Annotated in this window: 22 protein-coding genes; 21 read left to right on the forward strand and 1 reads right to left on the reverse strand. The window is 58.5% G+C overall.

What is annotated here, in order from left to right; translation table 11 throughout:
• Nucleotides 1-24: 24 nt before the first annotated feature.
• The 21 genes from G7025_RS08565 to G7025_RS08665 all read left to right on the forward strand — a co-directional run bounded on the left by G7025_RS08565 (nucleotide 25) and on the right by G7025_RS08665 (nucleotide 17,310).
• Nucleotides 25-1,020 carry a major capsid protein gene (locus G7025_RS08565; RefSeq protein WP_181078131.1) on the forward strand — a complete coding sequence of 332 codons (996 nt, stop codon included), beginning with the start codon at nucleotides 25-27 and terminating at the stop codon, nucleotides 1,018-1,020.
• 2 nt (nucleotides 1,021-1,022) lie between these two features.
• Entirely contained in the window at nucleotides 1,023-1,343 is a 321-nt protein-coding gene (locus G7025_RS08570) for a head-tail joining protein (RefSeq protein WP_181078132.1), read from the forward strand.
• On the forward strand, nucleotides 1,340-1,999 hold the full coding sequence (locus tag G7025_RS08575) for a hypothetical protein (protein ID WP_181078134.1): 660 nt from the start codon (nucleotides 1,340-1,342) through the stop codon (nucleotides 1,997-1,999). The genes G7025_RS08570 and G7025_RS08575 overlap by 4 nt, the downstream gene beginning before the upstream one ends.
• Complete coding sequence (locus tag G7025_RS08580) at nucleotides 1,999-2,514, forward strand: hypothetical protein (RefSeq protein WP_181078136.1); 516 nt, start codon at nucleotides 1,999-2,001, stop codon at nucleotides 2,512-2,514. The genes G7025_RS08575 and G7025_RS08580 overlap by 1 nt, the downstream gene beginning before the upstream one ends.
• Nucleotides 2,515-2,543: 29 nt before the next feature.
• Nucleotides 2,544-3,077, forward strand: a complete 534-nt coding sequence (locus G7025_RS08585) for a phage baseplate assembly protein V (RefSeq protein WP_181078290.1) — start codon at nucleotides 2,544-2,546, stop codon at nucleotides 3,075-3,077.
• Between the two features lie 52 nt (nucleotides 3,078-3,129).
• Entirely contained in the window at nucleotides 3,130-3,357 is a 228-nt protein-coding gene (locus G7025_RS08590) for a hypothetical protein (protein WP_181078138.1), read from the forward strand.
• 5 nt (nucleotides 3,358-3,362) lie between these two features.
• A complete protein-coding gene (locus G7025_RS08595; RefSeq protein WP_181078139.1) occupies nucleotides 3,363-3,689 on the forward strand; it encodes a GPW/gp25 family protein in 327 nt (108 codons plus the stop codon).
• Nucleotides 3,686-4,567, forward strand: a complete 882-nt coding sequence (locus tag G7025_RS08600) for a baseplate assembly protein (RefSeq protein WP_181078141.1) — start codon at nucleotides 3,686-3,688, stop codon at nucleotides 4,565-4,567. The genes G7025_RS08595 and G7025_RS08600 overlap by 4 nt, the downstream gene beginning before the upstream one ends.
• Before the next feature lies 1 nt (nucleotide 4,568).
• Nucleotides 4,569-5,258: a phage tail protein I gene (locus tag G7025_RS08605; RefSeq protein ID WP_181078143.1), complete on the forward strand. Its 690-nt coding sequence runs from the start codon at nucleotides 4,569-4,571 to the stop codon at nucleotides 5,256-5,258.
• Nucleotides 5,255-7,144 carry a phage tail protein gene (locus G7025_RS08610; protein WP_181078145.1) on the forward strand — a complete coding sequence of 630 codons (1,890 nt, stop codon included), beginning with the start codon at nucleotides 5,255-5,257 and terminating at the stop codon, nucleotides 7,142-7,144. Before G7025_RS08605 ends, G7025_RS08610 begins: the two co-directional genes overlap by 4 nt.
• Before the next feature lie 8 nt (nucleotides 7,145-7,152).
• A complete protein-coding gene (locus tag G7025_RS08615; RefSeq protein WP_181078146.1) occupies nucleotides 7,153-7,530 on the forward strand; it encodes a phage tail assembly chaperone in 378 nt (125 codons plus the stop codon).
• Nucleotides 7,531-7,632: 102 nt separating this feature from the next.
• Nucleotides 7,633-8,799: a phage tail sheath subtilisin-like domain-containing protein gene (locus tag G7025_RS08620; RefSeq protein ID WP_181078148.1), complete on the forward strand. Its 1,167-nt coding sequence runs from the start codon at nucleotides 7,633-7,635 to the stop codon at nucleotides 8,797-8,799.
• Nucleotides 8,800-8,811: 12 nt separating this feature from the next.
• Nucleotides 8,812-9,315 (forward strand): phage major tail tube protein, encoded by a 504-nt coding sequence (locus G7025_RS08625; protein ID WP_181078149.1) that lies wholly within the window; start codon nucleotides 8,812-8,814, stop codon nucleotides 9,313-9,315.
• 14 nt (nucleotides 9,316-9,329) lie between these two features.
• On the forward strand, nucleotides 9,330-9,929 hold the full coding sequence (locus tag G7025_RS27000; protein WP_181078151.1) for a phage tail assembly protein: 600 nt from the start codon (nucleotides 9,330-9,332) through the stop codon (nucleotides 9,927-9,929).
• Nucleotides 9,930-10,079: 150 nt separating this feature from the next.
• Nucleotides 10,080-13,067, forward strand: coding sequence for a phage tail tape measure protein (locus tag G7025_RS08635; RefSeq protein WP_181078152.1), 2,988 nt, complete (start codon nucleotides 10,080-10,082; stop codon nucleotides 13,065-13,067).
• A gap of 9 nt (nucleotides 13,068-13,076) precedes the next feature.
• Nucleotides 13,077-13,922 (forward strand): phage tail protein, encoded by an 846-nt coding sequence (locus G7025_RS08640; protein WP_181078154.1) that lies wholly within the window; start codon nucleotides 13,077-13,079, stop codon nucleotides 13,920-13,922.
• Complete coding sequence (locus tag G7025_RS08645; protein WP_181078155.1) at nucleotides 13,897-14,103, forward strand: tail protein X; 207 nt, start codon at nucleotides 13,897-13,899, stop codon at nucleotides 14,101-14,103. The genes G7025_RS08640 and G7025_RS08645 overlap by 26 nt, the downstream gene beginning before the upstream one ends.
• A gap of 81 nt (nucleotides 14,104-14,184) precedes the next feature.
• Nucleotides 14,185-15,231: a phage late control D family protein gene (locus G7025_RS08650; RefSeq protein ID WP_181078157.1), complete on the forward strand. Its 1,047-nt coding sequence runs from the start codon at nucleotides 14,185-14,187 to the stop codon at nucleotides 15,229-15,231.
• Nucleotides 15,232-15,279: 48 nt separating this feature from the next.
• On the forward strand, nucleotides 15,280-15,843 hold the full coding sequence (locus G7025_RS08655) for a glycoside hydrolase family 19 protein (protein ID WP_181078159.1): 564 nt from the start codon (nucleotides 15,280-15,282) through the stop codon (nucleotides 15,841-15,843).
• Nucleotides 15,825-16,367, forward strand: a complete 543-nt coding sequence (locus G7025_RS08660) for a lysis system i-spanin subunit Rz (protein ID WP_181078160.1) — start codon at nucleotides 15,825-15,827, stop codon at nucleotides 16,365-16,367. The genes G7025_RS08655 and G7025_RS08660 overlap by 19 nt, the downstream gene beginning before the upstream one ends.
• A gap of 148 nt (nucleotides 16,368-16,515) precedes the next feature.
• Nucleotides 16,516-17,310 (forward strand): DNA adenine methylase, encoded by a 795-nt coding sequence (locus tag G7025_RS08665; protein WP_181078162.1) that lies wholly within the window; start codon nucleotides 16,516-16,518, stop codon nucleotides 17,308-17,310.
• A gap of 5 nt (nucleotides 17,311-17,315) precedes the next feature.
• Here G7025_RS08665 and G7025_RS08670 read toward each other — a convergent pair whose 3' ends face one another.
• Nucleotides 17,316-18,017 carry an SOS response-associated peptidase family protein gene (locus G7025_RS08670; protein ID WP_181078164.1) on the reverse strand — a complete coding sequence of 234 codons (702 nt, stop codon included), beginning with the start codon at nucleotides 18,015-18,017 and terminating at the stop codon, nucleotides 17,316-17,318.
• Nucleotides 18,018-18,085 lie beyond the last annotated feature (68 nt).

The raw sequence follows: 18,085 nt of genomic DNA on the forward strand, positions 1-18,085 counted from the left end.
TTTTCGTTTCTGGAGTGTACCCCCATGGCCGATATCGCCATTTTTGAAGACGATGCGTTCAGCGTTTCCTCGTTGACTGCCGCAATCAATGAGCAGGAATACCTGCCGGGCCGCATCAGCAGCCTTGGCCTTTTCCGCGAAGAGGGCATCAGCACGCTGACCGTGCAGATCGAGAAAGACGGCGACACCCTGGCCCTGGTGCCATCGGGTGAACGTGGTACTTCTGGCTTGGTGGTCGGTGCGACTAAGCGTCAGTTGATCCCGTTCAACACCGTGCATCTGCCGGAGCGCTTCACCATCAAGGCCGATGAGATCCAAGGCATTCGAGCCTTCGGTACCCGCAGCGAACTGCAGGCCGTGCAGGATGTAGTCAACAAGCGCCTCGCAAAGGCCCGCAGACAGCTTGATGCCACCCACGAATTCCAGCGCATGGGCGCGTTGAACGGACAGGTGCTGGACGCCGATGGCAAGACAGTCCTGTTGGATATTTATAAATCCTTCGGCGTTAATCGCCAGAAGCTGCCGATGGGCTTGAACAGTCCAGATACCGAGCTGCGGGTCAAATGCGGCGAAGCGCTGGATATGCAGGAGGAAGCCCTCGGCAGCGTCACCAGTAGCGGCTCCCGCGCTTTGTGCGGTAAGAACTTCTGGAACAAGCTGATCGTCCACAACTCGGTCAAAGAGACTTACCTCAACACCATGCAGGCCGCGTCTCTACGTGGTGATGCCCGTGAAGCCTTTGAGTTCGGAGGGATCGTCTGGGAGCGTTATCGCGGCAAGGTTGCCGGCGTTGCGTTCGTCCACGACGACAAGGCACTTTTGGTCCCCGAGGGCGTCCCTGACCTGTACATCTCGTCCTTCGCACCGGCCGACTACATGGAAACTGTCAACACCCAGGGCATCCCGTACTACAGCAAGATCGAGCCGCTGCCTTTCAACAAGGGTGTCGCCGGGGAAGCCCAGTCCAACCCGCTGCACCTGTGCACGCGGCCTCGCGCGCAGATCCTGCTGGAGATGTGATCGTGGCCTTCCGCGATCTGATTGACGACATCGACGAAGTGGTCTTCGAAACACTGGGCGATAGCGCACGGATCGAGGGCCGGGGAGAGCCGGTGCTTGGTATGTTTGCCGCGCCCTGGTTGCAGCCGAAGCTCGGCAAGCTCAATACCGGCTTGCGTGAGCCTCGGTTTGAGATCCGCGTCAGTGATTCGGAAGGCTTGAAACGCGGGCTTCTGGTCAGCATCGACTTACCCGCTCTGGACGGCGGCGGCGATTACGACTTGCTGCAGCTGGAGCCGAGCGGCGACGGTCTGGTCGCCTTGATCCTGAGGTTGCGCCCATGAGCATCGGTAGCTACGTCAAACCCTCGGCCGGCGGCGGGATGATCTCTATCCAGTCGTCAGCCGCAGACCTGCAGGCTTTTCAGGACTTTGCCAAGTTGGTGCCCAAGGCAGCCGCTACGGCGCACCGACGCGCGATCAACAAGACGTTGGGCTGGTTGCGTACGCATATTGCCCGTGCAGTCAGCAGACAGGAGCGCATCGCTGTCGCGGCGGTGCGTCAACGGTTGCGCAGCTACCCGGTGTCCGGCGGGGCATCGAGCGGCAAGCTGTGGTTTGGTTTGAATGCCATCGAGTCCAGCCGGATCGGCCGGGCGCGGCAAACCGGCAGCGGTGTGTCGGTTGCGGGACGGCGTTACCAAGGTGCATTTCTCAAGAAGGTCTACGGCAACAAGCCAGACATTTGGATTCGCACTGCGAGCAAGCACTTCAATGCTGATGACTATCCAGACAGCACGGTGTCACCTGGTCGCGGTGCAAGTTCTGGATGGGTCGCGGAGCATGGCAATCGTTTCCCGTTAGCCAAAGCCAAGGTGTCTCTGGAACAGGCTCGTCCGCATTTTGAGAGCTGGGTACAAAAGGCGGATGAACGCTTGCTGGAGATCCTGAAGCAAGAGCTCAACTTCGAACTGCAGAAATACTTGAAGAGGATCGGGTGATGGCTGACGAATCTTTTAGCCTGGACCAGCTTTACCGGGCGGTCGAGCAGTACCTGGTGAGCCATCTGCCAGGGGTTCAGACGGTAAGTGCCTGGCCGGACATTCAGGATCGCATCGCTTTACCGGCGGTCTTTCTGGAGCTGGCCGAGATCGAGCCCGGTACCGATATCGGCACGGGTGAAACCACATTGGTTTGCAAGTTCGAGGCACGCATCGTCGTTGACCCGATCTGTCCTCTGCATCAGCAACAGGCGGTGCAGCTGGCTACCCAACTTGCGGTCCTACTCCGGGCTCAGACCTGGGGGCTGGCAGTCGAACCGGCAGAGTTCGTTCAGGCACTACAGGACTGGACCCAGCCAGTGTTGGACGGTTACACCGTTTGGCTGGTGGAATGGACGCAGCAGGTGTACCTCGACCCTGAAGAGTGGCCTTGGCCCGATCAGCCGCCCGGCATGCTGTTGTTTGGCTTCAACAACGACGTCAAAGAGGACTTTGTTCCAGCGGAGGACTTGTGAGCGGCTATGTTGCTGCCCAGCACGACCGCATGCTTGCGGGGGTGGTCAAGGATTGCTTTGTGGTGGCGGTCGATCTGGCTGCCTCCCCGCCTATGTGTCGGGTTTCGGACGGCGAATGGATCAGCGCCTGGGTGCGTTGGCACAGCATCGCCGCCGGCAAGGCCAGGCATTGGAGGGCTCCGTCTCTGGGCGAGCAGGGGACATTGGTCAGTGCCAGCGGTGACGTGTCACAGGGTACGTTCATTCCGGGCTTGTATGGCAACGCTGGACCTCCGCCGGATAACCGGGACCATGTGGAAGTATGGCGCTTTGATGATGGAGGATCGCTGATTTACGACTGGCAGGCCAAGAGCTACAGCATCACCCTTCCGAGCGGTACGGTTACCATCAAAGTCGCCAGTACAGAGGTGGTCGTGACGGACAGCGCCGTGAACGTGACCACCGGCAACATCAATCTGAAAGCAGCGGTGATGATCGATGGCGCGTTACACGTCACGAAAGGCATCACCAGTGCCGGTGCGATCATCGACGCCGGTGGCAACAGCAATCACCACACGCATTAATTCAATTCATTACAGCCCGCCCATCGCGGGTTTTTTTATGCCTGGAGAAGACATGGCCAAGTTAGAAAGCCCTGTGACCGAGGAGCCTGCAGTCGTTGTGCCAGTGCCAGATCGGCAACTGACCTTCGCCGATCAAGTATTCACGTCACGCACCCTTATCGTTCCCGGAACTGATCGCACATTGTTGGTCGAGAAAGGCGTTGTAAAGGTTCAGTCATCCGATGCCCAAGCCGTCAGCTTGCTGAAGGCCAACGCCGAGTTCCACTTGCTAAAGGAGTGATTTAGATGATCGGAATGGATCGCCACACCGGCCAACCCATTTCCGGCATCGCGCACTTGCGACAATCGGTTCCAGACATTTTGGGTACGCCGTTGGGGAGCCGGAGGCATCGGATGGATTACGGCAGCAAGCTCCGACGGTTTGTTGACTTGCCCGTTACTGATGGCTGGAAAAGCGCCGTACAGGCGGAAGTCGCCCGCGCACTGGGTCGCTGGGAGCCGCGTTTGAAACTGGATCAAGTGCGCGTCATTTCCGTTATCAGCGGGCAAATTAACCTGAAGATCGTCGGGCAGTACGTGGGCGACAGCGTCACGCTGGAGGTGGCCGTATGAGTATCGTGGATCTGTCGTCGTTACCGGCGCCGACCGTGTTAGAGCCGCTGGACTTCGAAGAGGTTTTTCAGGAGGGGCTGGGCGTCTTTCGCGGATACATGGGCGGCAACTGGACTGCTGCGCTGGAGAGCGATCCGGTGCTTAAGGTGCTTGAGGTCGGCGCTTACATCAAGGTCGGCAACCGCGCCCGAGTCAATGACGCCGGCAAAGCGGTATTGCTGGCGCACGCCATACGCGGTGACCTTGATCATTTGGGTGCCAACGTCAATCTGAAGCGCCTGGTCATTCAGGCCGAGGATCTTCTGGCCTTTCCGCCGGTACCAGAAGTCAAAGAAGACGACGATGCGTTCCGAGAGCGCATCCAGTTGGCCTATGAGGGGCTGACCACGGCCGGCCCGCGCAACAGCTATATCCTGCATGCGCGTAACGCTTCGGGACTGGTGGCGGATGCCACGGCCGAAAGCCCGGCGCCTTGTTATGTGACGGTAACGGTGCTTGGATTGGACGGGGAGGGGGAGGCTTCACCGGAGCTGCTCGCCACGGTGGCAACCGCGCTGAATGACGACGATGTGCGGCCGGTGGGGGATAGGGTGACGGTTCAGAGCGCCCAGGTGATCCGCTACCAAATCAAAGCGATCCTGCACATGACCAGCGCGGGGCCAGAAGCTGATGCCAGTTTAGCCGAGGCGAAAAGTCGATTGGCGGCGTGGATCAATCCCCGCAAACGGCTTGGCGTTGAAGTGGCACGTTCCGGTGTAGATGCTCAGTTACATGTTGCCGGCGTTTCTCGGGTTGAGCTGGTTGGCTGGCAGGACCTAGCCCCGACTAAGGCTCAGGCGGCGTTCTGTACCGGCTACACCGTGACGCTGGCGGGCTGATATGAAAAGCCTATTGCCGATCAACAGCACGCATCTGGAGCGCGCGATGGAGGCAACGTTTTTCGAGAAAACAATCGTCCCGTTGCGCGATCTCTACAACGCCGATACCTGCCCCGGTCACCTATTGCCTCACTTGGCGTGGGCGTGGTCTGTCGACCGCTGGGACTACCGATGGACCGAGGCGACCAAGCGCGCCGCTATCAAGGCTTCTTACTACATTCATGCCCACAAAGGCACCATCGGCGCGTTACGCCGCGTGGTCGAGCCGCTGGGCTATCTGATTGAGGTTATCGAATGGTTCAACATGAAGCCCGAAGGGGTCCCCGGCACCTTTGCATTAAAGGTCGGAGTGTTGGACACCGGGATCACCGAAGAAATGTATCAGGAGCTGGAACGGCTGATTGATGACGCCAAACCCGTCAGCCGGCGCTTAACCGGACTGGCCATCAGCCTCGAAACCACCGGCAGCATCAACATTTTCGCGAGCACCTACGACGGCGATGAAATCGACGTCTATCCGCCAGTCCCCCGCGACGTTGTCACCACGGGCGTCATAAGTGCCCCCGGACGGGAACACACAATCGACACCCTCGACATTTATCCACCGGCACCAGGGGTAATCAGCTTCACATGCCACATCGGCACCCCTTGCCGCGAACACTCTATTGACACTTTGGATATTTACCCATGATCGATCCCAACACTCAGTTTTTTGCGATCCTCACAGCTGTCGGTGAAGCCAAACAGGCCAATGCGGACGCGCTGGGCATCCCCTGGAAACTCACCGAGATGGGCGTGGGTGATGCAAACGGCACCGACCCAATCCCCGACCGAAACCAGAAAAAGCTGATCAACGAACGCCGCCGCCGGCCATTGAACAAGCTGTCGATCGACACGGCCAACGCCAACATCCTCATTGCCGAGCAGATAATCCCGGCTGACGAGGGCGGGTGGTGGATTCGGGAGATTGGACTGTATGACGGTGACGGCGACCTGGTCGCCGTGGCCAACTGCGCGCCCAGCTACAAGCCGCTGATGTCCCAGGGCTCTGGCCGGACGCAAGTGGTGCGTATGAACTTCATCGTTTCCAGCGCGGCCAACGTGGTGCTGATGATCGATCCGGCGGTAGTGCTCGCCACGCGCAAGTTCGTCACGGACTCGATCATTGATGCGATCAATCAGCAGGACGTGAAACAGTCCGTGCTGGTGGCCACCACCGCTCCTATCGTTCTGGCGGGAGCGCAGACCATCGACGGCGTCGCGGTGCCGGTGGGCTCGCGGGTGTTGGTGAAAGATCAGGCCCAGGGTAAAGACAACGGTTTGTACCTCACCACCGCTGACATCTGGACGCGCGCTACGGATGCCGATATCGGCAGCGAGGTGACGCCTGGTTTATTGGTTCATGTCGAACGTGGCGCTGTGAACGGCGACACCTGGTGGCACTTGACCACAGACGCGCCCATTACCCTGGGTACCACGCCCCTGATGTTTCAGTGGGCTGGTGGGCAATACGCGCCAACACCATCGCTGGACGACCGCTCGAAACGAGTCACAAACACTGAGGCTGTGCGCGCGCAGATTGAGAGTCCAAGCCAGGCATTCCCGGCCCATGTCTTCCGAAAAAATCGTTTGATAAACGGCAATTTCGATATTTGGCAGCGAGGCGTAACAGGTCAAGTTGGTAACCTGGCAGGCCCCCCTCAGGCGTTTTATGGACCGGATCGATGGATTGTCTACTTACCCGCAAACTCAACCGCAACATGGAGCCGAATTGCTTTTGAACCAGGCGCCGGATTCAACGAAGGGACGTATGCGTTAAGAGTTGCCCGTTCAGGCGCCAACGATGGCGTGAATATCAGCCAACGCATTGAGGGTGTGGAGGTGTTAGCGGGCAAGAGTGCAACGATTTCTTTTTATATGCGCTCATCCATCAGCCATAAGTGCGGGGTAATTTTACGCCAGTCATTTGGCCCAGGAGGTTCTGACGCAGGCGCGGGAGTTGGCGCGGAAATTACGGTAACCACCGAATTCAAAAGGTACGTCGTTACGCTGGATGTGCCGTCGATTAAGGGCAAAAATCGCGCTGTAACCGGCGACTATCTCGAACTGGTATTCGGCAGTCTGGGTAAAGGAAATTACACTCTGGACCTGGCCTCGGTGCAGATCGAGGGTGGAACGATCGCAACTGAAATGGAACTTCGTACCTTTGCGCAGGAGCTGGCGTTATGCCAACGCTATTACGAGAAAACCTTCTCTCACGAGGTCGCACCTTCGGATTCATCCGGCGGTAGCGGAGCCCTGATGAGCGTGGTGTACATGAACCAAACCGGTGCTGCCAGCCAGCCCGTGGTCATGTGGAGCTACAAGGTTGAAAAGCGAATGATACCCAGCGTACGTCTTTACAGCCCTAACGCATCAGGAAGACCTGGCCAGTTCCGATCCGGGAGCGATGACTTTTCGACCAGCAATGCGCGCTCGTCCATCGTCGGTACCCGTGGCGTCGCCATTGATAACGGCGACGTAGGTGTGCCTGCCCAGTCCTATTACATCCATGCAACAGCTGACGCCGAACTGTAGGAGCGAACATGAACTATCAACTCACCACAGACCCCGACACGGTTATTCAGCTCTCAGACGGCGCAACAGTTCCTCGAGGCCATCGCTTCTGGGATGACTATGAACAATGGTTGAAAGACGGCGGTAAGCCGAAACCCGCCTTCACGCTCGATCTGGCTGTATCGGAACGGGCCTGGCGCGACGCCGAAATTGAAAGCGTTAAATGGCTCAGGGAGCGACACCGTGACGAGGTTGATTCAGACCGAACTACCACCCTGACCGTGCAGCAATCTGGTGAGCTGCTTGATTACGTCCAGGCCCTGCGCGACTGGCCCCAATCAACCAAGTTTCCAGTTCAAAAATACCGACCCAAAAAACCTGGCTGGATCGCCGAACACACCCAATAACGCCCCGCACTGTCGGGGCGTTTTGTATTCCGTTGTACGCAACACATAAACCCTCCCGGCCTCGCTTTTGCGGGGCTTTTTCGTTTCTGGAGCATTTGCTTTATGAGTTTCTTCCACGGCGTTACTACGACTGACATCAAGACGGGCGCGCGCACCATATCCTTGCCGTCGTCTTCCATTATCGGACTTTGCGACACCTTCACCCCTGGCGCCCTTGGCGGTGGCACTGCCAAGGCCGGCGAGCTCAAATTGATCACCTCCGAGCGCGAGGCTATTGCTGCCTTCGGCGCTGACTCAGCGATCACCAAGGCCTGCAAGGCGATTTATACCAAGGCCAAGGCGGTGATTGTCGCCATTGGCGTACCGAAGCTGGAAGACGGGGCACTGCAGACCTCGGCGATCATTGGTGGCGTGCTCGCCTCTGGTCAGCGTACCGGCTTACAAGCCTTGCTCGATGGGAAAAGCTTGTACAACGCGCAGCCCCGTCTGTTGATTGCACCCGGCCACACCGCCACTCAGGCAGTCGCCACCGCGCTCGACAGCCTGGCGCAAAAACTGCGGGCAATCGGCATTCTCGATGGCCCTGGGACCACGGATGAGGCGGCGATGCTCTATGCCGACAACTTCGGAAGTCGCAACCTGTTCATGGTGGATCCGGGTGTTCAGTACTGGGACACCGAGCTCAGCAAGACGGTCGATGCGCCGGGCTCCGCCTGGGCAGCGGGCTTGTTCGCCTGGACCGATGCCGAATATGGCTTCTGGGCATCGCCGTCTAACAAGGAATTCACCGGTATCACTGGCACGACCAGGGCTGTCGAGTATCTGGACGGTGACGAGACGTGTCGGGCCAACCTGCTGAACAACGCCAATATCGCAACGATCATCCGCGACGACGGCTATCGCCTGTGGGGTAACCGCACACTGTCGAGCGACCCGAAATGGGCATTCGTCACGCGTGTTCGCACGCTGTTCATCCTCATGGATGCGGTGCAGGCCGGCCACAAGTGGGCCGTGGACCGCTCGATCACCAAGACCTACGTCAAGGACGTGACGGATGGACTGGACGCGTTCATGCGTGACCTGAAAGCCCAGGGCGCGATTATCAATTTTGAGGTGTACCCGGACACCGAGCTGAACACGGCCAGCCAGATCTCCCAGGGCAAAGTTTACTGGCGCATTCGCTTCACCGATGTGCCACCGGCAGAAAACCCGAATTTCCTTTTCGAAGTCACCGATCAGTGGATGACCGAAGTTCTTGAAGCAGCCTAAGGGGCCCAGTCAATGATTCCTCAAACCTTGTTTAACACGAACCTGTTTGTCGACGGTGTGAACTTCGCCGGCGACGTGCCGAGTCTGACCTTGCCCAAGTTGACGGTAAAGACCGACGAGTACCGCGCTGGCGGGATGGCCGGTGCCATCGAGATGGCCCAGGGCTTGGAAAAAATGGAAGCCTCCTTTGTCACTAAGGGTGTGCGTCGAGAGTCGTTGAAGTACTTCGGCCTGGCAGATGGCACGGCCTTCAACGCGACGTTCCGAGGGGCTTTCAGGGGGCAAAAAGGGGCAGTGACGGCTGTGGTCGCCACTCTGCGTGGGTTGCTTAAAGAGGTCGACCTCGGGGACTGGAAAGCTGGTGACCCGGCGGAGATCAAACATGCCGTGGCGCCTTCCTACTACAAGCTCGAAATTGACGGCCGGGTCATCTACGAGATCGACATGGTCGCCGGTGTTCAGGTAATCGACGGTAAAGATCAACTCGCTGATGTTCGCGCGGCACTCGGCCTCTAAGGGAGTAGATCCAAATGAATAAAGCAACTTTTAAAGAAGTGCCGGCCTGGCTGTCGCTGACTGCGCTCGCTGCCGTCGTGACGCTCACGCGGCCGAGCAGTGCCAACGGCGTACAGGTCGAGACCTTGACCTTGCGTGCCCCGATGGTTCGTGAAGTGCGAGCTGCCGACCGCGCTTCTAATGGCGACGATGAACAGCGCGAGTTGGTGTTGTTCGCGGGATTGGCAGAGGTAGGCGTTAAGGATCTTGAAGGCCTCAAGCTGGCGGACTATCGCCGTGTTCAAGCCGCTTACTCGCACCTGGTCCCCGAAACCGACTATTCGGATTCGATGCCGCCGTGGCTGTCGGTTAACACAGATCGGGCCTTGGTCACCCTTTCCTGTCCGAGCGTCATCAACGGGGTGTCGGTTGATACGTTGTCTCTGCGCTCCCCGACTGTTGGCGATGTGCGCACGGCTAATCGTGACGCGGGCGGAAATGACGAACAGCGAGAGCTGATTTTGTTTGCCGCGCTTGCCGGGGCGCCTGTTGCTGATCTGGAGGGCCTGATGTTGGTGGATTTTAACCGCCTGCAGGCCGGCTATTTTCGAATGGACCAAGACGACGGGGTTTAACCCTCACGTCATAAAAATGGCCGCGAAACGTCTTGCGGCGGAAACGGGATTTTCCGCTGCTGAGATTCTGTCGATGCCGTTTGCGGAAATGGTTTGGTGGCTCACGGATTGAGCCGCCTTCGATAAGGCTATGCAAAAGAGGGCCGTGACATGGCGAACAAGATCGCCCTCGGGCTGGTGATCGGCGGCGCCGTCAGTTCGACTGTCGGTGCTGCGTTTAAAGATGTAACGGGGCGCATCAAGCGTCTTGAGGCGGAAGGCAATAAAGCGCGTGTTCTGCAGCGCACTATCGGCGACACCATTCGATTGCGTGATGAATGGAAGAAAGCCCATGACAGTGGCTCCGAGGGAGCATCCAAGCTGCTGGGGCGATTGAACTCCAATCTCGACAGTTTGAAAAAGCAGGGCATCGAGGTCGGCCGGCTGGAAAAGGCCTATCGTTCGATGGGACAGACCGCCAACAAAGCTGAGCTTAAGGCCCGCGGACATCAGCAACTGGATGCTGGTAAGAACGGCATGAAAAGCACTGTCGGCGCCGCTGTCGTCGGTGTTGGCATGCTAGCTGTTCCGACCAAGGTCAGCGCGGATTTTGGGGCCATTGTTCGTGACATCGCGATCAAGGCCGGTATTGCCAACAAACCGCAAGAACAGGAGATGTCGCGCAAGATCATCGATACCTCGCGCGACACCGGCATGGCGCGCAACGACGTGGCCGACGTGGTCAACCAGTTGGTCGGCGCGGGTATGGATTTGAGCAAGGCCCTGGAGTACGCGCCGGTCGCGGCCAAGTTTGTCGTAGGTCAAGGCTCGAACGGTGTCGATACCGCGAAGATGATCAACGCCCTGGGGCAGAACGCCAAGATTACCGATCCAAAGCAGATGCAGCAGGCTCTGGAAGCTATTGCCTTCCAAGGGCAGGCGGGGAGCTTTGAAGCGGCAGACATGGCCAAATGGTTCCCCGAACTGTTGGCGAATATGGGCAGCCTCGGCATCACCGGCATGGATGCGGTGACGCAGCTGGGGGCCATGCTGCAAGTGCAGATGAAGTCTGCAGGCGGCGCCGATGAGGCGGCGAACAACCTCAAGAACTGGATGAGCAAAATCGGTTCCGGCGACACCGTCAAGGCGTATGCAAAGGCCGGTATCGACTACAAGGGGTCAATGCAGACCGGTTTGCAAAACGGGATGTCCACGCTTGAGACCAGCATGTCGTTGGCACAGAAGTACATCCAGGCCACTGATCCGAAGCGCGCGGCGGCAATGGCCGAGGCGACGGCGAAGATCAGCAAGGAATCGGACCCGGAGAAAGCCAAGGCCATGATGGCCTCGCTTGAAGAGTCACTGCGCACCGGTGACCTGTTCGCTGATATGCAGGTAAAGGCTGCACTTGCTGCCTATATGCAGAACAAGGCGCTGTACAGCCAGCTCAAAAACGATTCGCGTGAAGCAACGGGCATCCTCGACAAAAACCTCAGCGAGCGACGGGAGGCGTCGTCGCAGAAGTGGGCCGAAATGGCTCAGTCGATGGATGACGCAATGCGCAGCGTTGGTGACGCCCTGCGTCCGGTTACGGACACCGTGGCTGAAGCGCTGAGCAAAGTTACGAAGGGTATCACCTCGTTGTCTGACAGCGCGCCCGGCGTTGTCACTGGCATCACGGCGGTCGGTGGCGGGCTTATCGCGCTCAAGGGCCTGCTCAGCTCGTTCAAAATCGCTAAAGGTCTACTCAACGTCGCGCGTGGCTCGTTGGGTGGTAAGTCCGGCGAAGTGCAAAAAGTCTTTGTGACCAACTCCAAGGATGGCGCTGGCGGCGTTGGAAAGGGCGGCGATCCCAAAGGCAAGGCCGGCAAAGCCCTGTCGTTAGTTGAGACTGGTCTCAAGGCTGTAGCTGCACTCAAGGGTGAGTCAGCTGATGGTGATGGAAAGGAAGAGAAGAAGTCCGGCAAGTTAGACATTGTCTCGACTGGCCTTAAAGTGGTTTCGCTCGCAAAAGAAGCTGTATCTAGCGATGACGGCGCGACGGATGACAATACGGCGGCGAGTGGCGACGGCGTTCAAAAGGTTTTTGTCGTTAATTTGGGTGCAATGGGAGGGCCCGCTGGAACGAGAGGCGAAACCCGCCGGCGTGGTCGGGGTTCAAGACGTGGTTCTTCGCGTCGTCGGCCGGTGCCGCTTCGGGCGGGTAGCTCGCTACGTGCCCGTGTGCCGGTCCCGCGTCCGCCAGTTCCACGGCCTGCAGTCCCGGTCCCGCGTCCGGCTGTGCCACGGCCTGAAATACCGGCCCCGCGTTCGCCAATGCCACGGCCTGCACTGCCGGTCCCGAGTCCGTCGTTGCCAAGGCTGCCGGTGCCGGTCCCAAGCCCGCCTATTCCACCAGTTCCGGTTCCCAGCGGAGCGATGGCGAAACTGGGCGGGGTTGTGCAAGCGGTCGGTAAGATCGGTAAAGCCGCCAAGGCAATACCTGGCGGCTCGCTCATCGAGGCCGGCGCCATGGCCTTTGACACCTATGAGAATGCTAAGACCAAGGACGAAAAGGCCCAGGGTTATGGCGCTGCCGCCGGCAATCTCGCTGGCACCATGGCCGGTGCTGCTGCAGGGGCAGCTATTGGCTCGGTGGTGCCTATCATCGGCACCGCTATCGGTGGGCTGGTAGGCGCTTACTTAGGCAGCATGGGTGGTTCGGCGCTGGGCGGTGCTGCAGGTAAGTCGTGGTTCGGAGGGGAGGACGAAAAGCCTGCGCCGCCGGTTACGCCTTTGTTGATGGCGCCTCGACCGGGCCCAGCCATTCCAAGCTTGGCCGCCATGGGCAAGTCATTCAACCGGGCGGACGGTTCGGGTGCATTGCTGATGGCACCTGCACCGCAAGCGCCGGTTCTGGGTGATGTAGCGCGCTCTCTAGCCGTGTCAGCGCCGACCAAGCCAGCGGCTGTAGCGATCCAGCCCAAAGAGCCGGAAAAGCCTGTCCCGGCCAAAGTGGATCAGCAGTTTCAGTATTCACTGAATATGCCGGTTACGGTGCAAGGGGATGTGAAAGACCCGCAACGCTTGGCGCAAGACCTCATGCCGCACATGCGGTTAATGATGGCTGATGCGGCGAAGCAAAACGCCGCGAAGCTGTACGACGAACCGCACCTGTAAGGAGGGCTTATGGCTTATATGGAACAGATGCAGTCGGGCTTCAAGTACCTGGTTGAAGCCGGGGAGGCTGGTAGACGTAGTGCTGAGGGCATGCTTGGGCCCGTCAACGGTGCAATAAGGGAGATAACGGGTGCAGCGGCCGAGCTGGAAAATATCCCGTTCGTGGGGCCTGCTGTCGGTGCCAAGCTCCAGCGGGTGATGCGCGGCGTGGATGCGGCACAGGCCAAGGCCGGCCAGGTGCTCGCTGTGTACAGTCGTGCGACACGGGGCGCCGCCGAAGTGCAGGAGCGAATGGGGGCGCTGAAGGAGCAGGCGGGAAAAGCTGCGACGGCGATCAACAAGGTCGCCGGAAAGGTCAGTCCGTCATTGGCAAACATCGTGCCCACCAGCGCGTTTGCCGTAGATGCCACACCAGCGCCAGAAGCGGTGAAGCCATTCCCGCACTTGCTGATCATCCAGCCCAAGGATCCTAAGATTCAGCCGTACTACTTCAATTTGGATACAGCGGCCTTCGACGAATTGAGTCGTTCGACCGAATTCCGCTGGGCTTCACAGGAGAGACTATCGCGGCGCCCGGCGCAGCAGGCCGTGGGCATGGGCGATGAAAAGCTCACACTCAAAGGTACGATTTACCCAGGCTTCAAGGGGGGACTCAAGCAGCTTGACACATTGCGCACCATCGGCGCCCGGTTGCAGCCGCTGACCCTGACCACGGGCTATGGCGAGGTGATCGGCACCTGGTGCCTGAAGTCCATCAACGAAGAGCAGGGCTCGCTGCTGCACGGCGGTATTCCGCGTAAACAAGTATTCACTCTGGAGTTCACGCGCTATGGCGACGATATGCAGAACGTCTGACGGGGACATGCTCGATGTCATTTGCAATAACGTTTATGGGCACTTGAACGGCAGTGTCGAGGCCGTGCTGGATGCCAATCAGGGCCTGGCAGACGAGCCGCAGCCTTTCCGCGCTGGTGTGGTGATCGTGCTACCGGATCTGCCAGTCCCGACTGAGGAAGGGATTAGCTTGTGGGACTGACTCCGTGCGGCCCGTTGCGTTAACCGTAAGAAAACTCTGTATTCAGCCCGCCCTGTGCGGGTTTTTCTTTGGAATAAAACCATGACCCCCACTTTTCGTATCGTTGCCGACGGTGCCGATATTACATCCAAGATCAATGATCGCTTGTTGTTGCTTAGGACTTCTGACAAGCCGGGTATGGAGTCCGACGAGTTTGAATTGCGTATCGATGACCGTGACGGCCAGGTGCAGTTGCCCCGGCGCGGTAGCTCAATCGAGATTCACCTGGGCTATGCCGAAACGTCTTTGATGCGCCTGGGGCTTTACGCGGTCGACACGGTCGAAGTTTCCGGCCCTCCGGACACGATTGTGATCAAGGGTAAAGCCAGCGATATGCGCGGCAGTGGTAAGACTATCCGCAGCGGAAGCTGGGAGGATGCGCCGTTGTCGAAGATCGTGGCCGACATCGCGGCTCGAAACGGCTGGCAGGCCGGCTGTCCGGTGGCGACGAAGGTCGCTCGTGTGGATCAGCTCAACGAGTCCGACTTTAATTTCATCACGCGTCTGGCTAAGCAATACGACTGTACGGCCAAGGTCGCGGACGGCAAGTTGTTGGTGATGCCGCGTCAAGGTGGCCAGACCTCCACGGGTAAGGCGTTCGGCGCGATCACCCTGATGAGGAGCGATCTCAGTCGTTGGCAGTTTAGCCTCGGGGATCGCAACTCGCACAAGGCCGTGGCGACCAAGCATCAGAACAAAAAGGACGGCAAATTGGCGGTGGTCACCATCGACAACGACGACGCCCCTGAAGGCTTGCCGGCCGTTCATACCGACCGACATATCTACCCGAACAAGACTGCCGCAGAGGCGGCCGCCAAGGCCCGTTTGGCCGCGTTCAATCGCTCGACCGCTGACGTGCGTTTCGAGATGCCTGGCCGGACTGACATTTTTGCCGAGCGCCTGATCAACGCCCAGGGCTTCAAGGTCGGGCTGGATGGCGAATACCTGGCGGATTCGGTGGAACAGGTGTTTACCCAATCTGGCTGGTCGACCACGGTCGAGTGCAATGCCGGCAAGCAAGGCAAATCCAAGGGTAAGAAAAAGAAGGAAACGAAGCCGCTCAAAGTCGTGAGCGTCGAGAAGCTGTAATGCAATTCACCGCCGCTTGAGTGCGGTATTTTTTTGCCCGGAGTTTTTATGACCATTACTGAACAACAGCTACAACGCATCATGCCAAACGCCCGCCGCCAAGCGGGCGTTTTTGTATCTGCCCTGAACGCGGCAATGGCGCATCGGCAGATCAATACACCGAAACGCCAGGCTGCTTTCCTGGCGCAGCTTGGTCACGAGTCCGGTCAACTGCAGTACGTCCGCGAACTGGGCGGGGATCAATACCTGAGTAAATACGATACCGGCACTCTGGCTGCCAAGCTTGGTAATACCCCGGCTGCAGATGGTGATGGTCAGCAGTATCGCGGCCGAGGGTTGATCCAGGTCACCGGGCACGATAACTACCTGCGCTGCAGTCTGGCACTGTTCGGCGATGAGCGATTGTTGCGCACCCCCGAGCTGCTCGAGCAGCCGCAATGGGCGGCAGAGTCGGCGGCGTGGTTCTGGTCTGTAAACGGGCTTAATGCGCTCGCGGATCAGGACCAGTTCAACACCATCACTCGCCGGATCAACGGCGGCCTAAATGGCCTGGAGGATCGGCTGCAGTTGTGGGCCAGGGCGAGGGCGGTGTTATGCGTTTCTTCGATCTGATTCCCGCGCAGTTCCGCATCGCCGCTATCAGCTTGCTGTTAGTGGTGGTGGTCGCAGGATCTGCAGCATTGGCCTGGACTGCTCAGGACTGGCGTTATCGCAGCGTGCTGGAGCGGCAAGCCCGCCTGCAGGCGGACACCCTCAACGAAATATCCCAAGCGTCTGCTGCTCTGCAGCGTACCGAGCAGGACAAGCGCCGTGCCCTGGAGCTCCGCCTGCAGAACAAAGACGAAACCCACTACAAGGAATTGACCGATGAGCAAATCAAGCAGGCTCGTCTGCGTGATCGCCTGGCTACTGCTGATCTGCGGCTGTCAGTCGTACTCGCCGCCACCGAAACCACCGGCAGCTGTTCAGTGCCAGCCACCACCGCCACCGGCCGCGTGGTTCATGGCACCACAAGAGCCCAACTTGACCCAGCGCATGCTCAACGAATTATCGGAATCACCGATGCCGGCGACCGAGGATTGATCGCCCTGCGGGCCTGTCAGGCTTACGCAAAAGAAGTTTCTACACAGAAGTAAAAGGAGCGGCTGGGCAGGATGCGTCAACATCCAACCCGGCCACCTTCCCCGCAGATCATCCCTGCAAGTCCAGCCAAGGCTCCTGCTTCGTGCACAAAGCGGAGCGAGCCTAGCACTGTTTATCCATACAGCAAAGGTCTTGCTTTTTATGTCTACACCTATCATCCCTTGGATGGGCGGCAAACGCCGCCTCGCCGACCGCCTTATCCCGCTCTTCCCGCCACACGAATGCTACGTTGAAGTCTTTGCCGGCGGTGCCGCGCTCTACTTCATGAGGCCCCAGGCCGCGCCGGTTGAAGTCCTGAATGACATTAATGGCGACCTGGTGACGCTGTACCGTGTCGTGCAGAACCACCTTGAAGAGTTCGTGCGCCAATTCAAATGGGCGCTCAGTTCCCGCCAGGTGTTCGAGTGGCAGAAGATGACTAGGCCGGAAACGCTGACTGACATCCAGCGTGCCGCCCGGTTCTTTTACCTGCAGCATCATGCCTTTGCCGGCAAAGTGACTGGACAGACGTTTGGCACTGCAACGACCGGCCCGGCCATTAACCTGCTCCGGATCGAGGAAAATCTGTCTGCAGCGTGGCAGCGTTTATCCGGCACTTATGTTGAAAACCTGGGGTGGCTTGAATGTGCCGAGCGCTACGACCGTGCCCATACGTTCCACTACATGGATCCACCTTACTGGCAGACCGCCGGCTATGGTGTGGATTTTCCATTTGAGAATTACGAGCGCATGGCCGACTTTATGCGGCGTTGTAAAGGCAAGGTGATGGTCAGCATCAACGATCATCCTGATATCCGGCGAGTATTTGAGGGGTTTCACTTTGAGATGGTGGACATTCGATACACCACATCCAACCAACGGCAAGGAAACAGTGACGTTAGTGGTGAACTGGTGATCATGAACTGGGAGCCAGCCGCATTGGGAGGACTATTCTGAAAGCATCAAACATCCTTGCATGGCACTGGGAGCAGTAAGTCAGCCCCCTGGTTTTTCACACTCCCCACGGCTTTGCCAACTGCATACCACTCAAAGTCCTCCACAGGCTGGCAACATTCCTTTGCTATTTCCTCGGCGCGGGCTGGAGTAAGGTCGGGGTCGATCCATTCCCTAGCGTGCTCTGGCGTCAGCACCAAAGGCTTGCGGTCGTGTATGTCCACCATGCCCTGATCACTGGCGGCGGTGATGATCACGAATCCATCGCCGTCGTGTGGATCCAGGCCGGGATGAACTTGGGCAAGTGCACCCAAGAACATGGGTTTCTGACTCTTCAGGCGAATGAAGTAGGGCTGCTTTCTCTTCGGATCGTCAGGGTCTTTGACCCACTCATACCACCCTTCACTCGGCACCAGGGCTCGGCCATTCGGCCAAAGTTGCTTGAAGAATTTTCCCGTGGTGACCGTCTCTACGCGTGCGTTAATCGGGTCGGGGCGTTTGCCCTTGGCCCAGAACGGCGCCCATCCCCATTTGACTGCATCGATATGCAGCCCATCCTTTGCGGCGTGCAGCAACTGAACCCGTGTCGAGGGAGCGACGTTGTAGCGATCAATTGGCTGAGCGTCATAACCGCTGAATAGCTCTATTTGGGGGCTTAGTTCTTCAATGAAGATAGCCATCCCATCGTACTGCACAAATCGTCCGCACATACGCCTTCTCCGTCTGTCGAAATCCCCTACAGAAAAACTGTCCGCAAGCGTCCTACAAAGTTAACTGT

Source organism: Pseudomonas lurida (assembly GCF_013522705.1).
In the GTDB taxonomy this organism is placed as follows: Bacteria; Pseudomonadota; Gammaproteobacteria; order Pseudomonadales; family Pseudomonadaceae; genus Aquipseudomonas; species Aquipseudomonas quebecensis.